The following is a 2180-nucleotide window of genomic DNA, read 5'->3' as shown; positions in this document are numbered from 1 at the left end:
ACCGCCATCGTGTCGTGATCGGCAAGGATACGCGCCTGTCGGGCTATATGCTTGAACCCGCGCTCACAGCCGGTTTCACCTCGATGGGCATGGACGTATTCCTTTTTGGCCCGCTGCCGACAACGTAATAGGAAGAATAAACGCCCTTTTCACCCAAGTCCAAATTAATTTGCCGATTCCATAATCAGGGTGTATTACAATTCCATAGAGTTTTTCAATCCAGGTGGTTTAGCTGATAACTTAACGATTGATCAGCTTCTTCGTGAAGATTACTCGCCATGGGCGCGCAATAAAAGGATATCTGCCACGTTCAAAGAAGCGCATTTTATTGAAAAATATGGGTCAGGCATCAAACGAATCCAAGAAGGCTTCGCATCCTATGGTCTGCGTCCCCCTGTCTTTGAAAATTTCCAGCACGGTTTTCGAGTTATTGTCTCATCAAAGCTACTTTTCGAATCTAATGAGGGAGTAAGTGAGGGAGTAAATCTACTATTTAATCAGATAAGAACTAATCCAGGAAAGCGTGCACCATTTTTAGTAAACGAGCTATTAGTTCCTGTCAAGATAGTAGAGCGGTGGCTCAAAATCTTAAGAGATGATCATAAAATCGAGTTTCGAGGAGCTCCTAAAAGTGGAGGATACTGGCTAAAATAGAAATCAATGATACTCTTAAGTGGCACCAATCGAACTCCTATTTTAGCATTTAAAAAAGTATCCTCACATCATTTTATTGAACAATACCTAAGGCTGCTCTGGCGGCATTGATATGATTATCGTCGTTGCACTCTACCGCAAAAGCGCCATATGCTAATGGAGCTGCAGCAGCCCTCTCTATAGATTGTTCGTAGAGCCTATCCCATATCGTTCCGCCTTGTTTAGCATACTCCGTTATCAAACTCTTCAGGCTATCCTCTCCAAAAACCGATACGTGACCAGAAAAGTCCAGTGCAGGATCACCCATATGCGCAGTAGACCAATCTATGATACCAGAGGTCTTACCTTCCTTCGAGGTTAAGACATGCCCTGCATAGAGATCGCCATGGATGAAACAAGTGAATTCAGGCCACAAAGGGTCATTGTCCAACCATCTACGGTATCTGTTTTCCAACGGCTCGCTGATACCTATCTCAGATTTCACCAAGTGGATACGGTCAGCTATTTCGGTCCTCAATTCACTTGGAGTCATTATTTTCAAGTTGCTCTTTCTCACATCGTCAGCTGTAATACGATGTAATTCGGCCAATGATTTTGCCAGAGACTCCACATAAGCTATGCTATCGCGATCTATGTTCCAAGAAACCTCATGTGTTATCGCATCGAATGTCAGAGCAGGCGCATCCTCCAGTAAAGGGTAGGCTATTAGGCGCTCCGATACAATTTTCCAATCAGGGACATTGATCGACAGGTTTCTTTTGGCTAAATCCAATATTCTACTTTCATTTTCGATTTGTTCAAGCATATCGCTTCTTCGAGGTATACGGAGTACCCAGTTCTCACCGTTTACTTCCTTTACAAAGGCAACTCTAAAGTCGATGCCCATCTCATTGACGCTCATCTCTTCCGAAATTCTCAGCCCATGCTCTAGGGCTAATGTTTGCATATCTTCGATTGTCATTTCTATACTGTTTTCTTTTATTAAATTGGTACCAGTTCCCCCGACAGGACATTCTGAATGTCATATACAGGTGTAACACTTTACCCATATTCTTTTCGTATGGATAACACTTCCCATCAGGGAACAAAAATCTGATACATGAATTAATTGTGAGACAGTAGACCTACTGTCGCATTGAAGCCATCTCGGCGACTATTTGATTAGGAAAACCAAGGCTTTGCCATCATAGCCTTATCATAGAAGTATAACATAGTTGTAAAGATAGAAAATTATTTTTTATTCATCCATGATGTTATTATTTTATAATAACATCATCTAAACATGTCCTGTCGCTCTTTTGTGCTGTGATATTTCATACCTATTAACTGCTTTCGTTTGAATTATACGACGTTCTACTCACAATAGGGCAAGGGTTACTCATTCCGTAGGATGCGGTTCACGTATAGGAAGAATAAACGCCCTTTTCACCCAAGTCCAACAGCTTTGGACCGCAGTTGACTCTTTCGACACCCCTGCGATGCAACCCAATCCGGCTGACGGGGAGCCAGCAACGCTGAAAATTTAC

2 protein-coding genes and 1 pseudogene are annotated in these 2180 nt (G+C 42.5%); 2 read left to right on the top strand and 1 reads right to left on the bottom strand.

From position 1 onward, the window contains the following. Positions 1-122, top strand: a pseudogene (locus tag FTV13_RS15435) (hypothetical protein); the annotation flags it as partial. 67 nt (positions 123-189) lie between these two features. Beyond that, a complete protein-coding gene (locus tag FTV13_RS15430) occupies positions 190-654 on the top strand; it encodes an ATP-binding protein (RefSeq protein ID WP_071830580.1) in 465 nt (154 codons plus the stop codon). A 73-nt stretch (positions 655-727) separates the two neighbouring features. On the opposite strand, the gene mph is transcribed toward FTV13_RS15430, so the two are convergent. Further along, positions 728-1615 (bottom strand): Mph(E)/Mph(G) family macrolide 2'-phosphotransferase, encoded by an 888-nt coding sequence (mph, locus tag FTV13_RS15425; protein WP_071830579.1) that lies wholly within the window; start codon positions 1613-1615, stop codon positions 728-730. Positions 1616-2180: the final 565 nt, after the last annotated feature.

It is taken from the genome of Acinetobacter sp. YH12235 (assembly GCF_013417705.1).
Classification (GTDB): domain Bacteria; phylum Pseudomonadota; class Gammaproteobacteria; order Pseudomonadales; family Moraxellaceae; genus Acinetobacter.
Note: the sequence above shows the minus strand (reverse complement) of the source record. Positions and strands in the feature narration are given on the sequence as shown.

Coding starts and splice junctions, on each gene's coding strand:
- mph (WP_071830579.1), bottom strand. CDS start 1,615: ATGACAATCGAAGATATGCAAACATTAGCCCTAGAGCATGGGCTGAGA.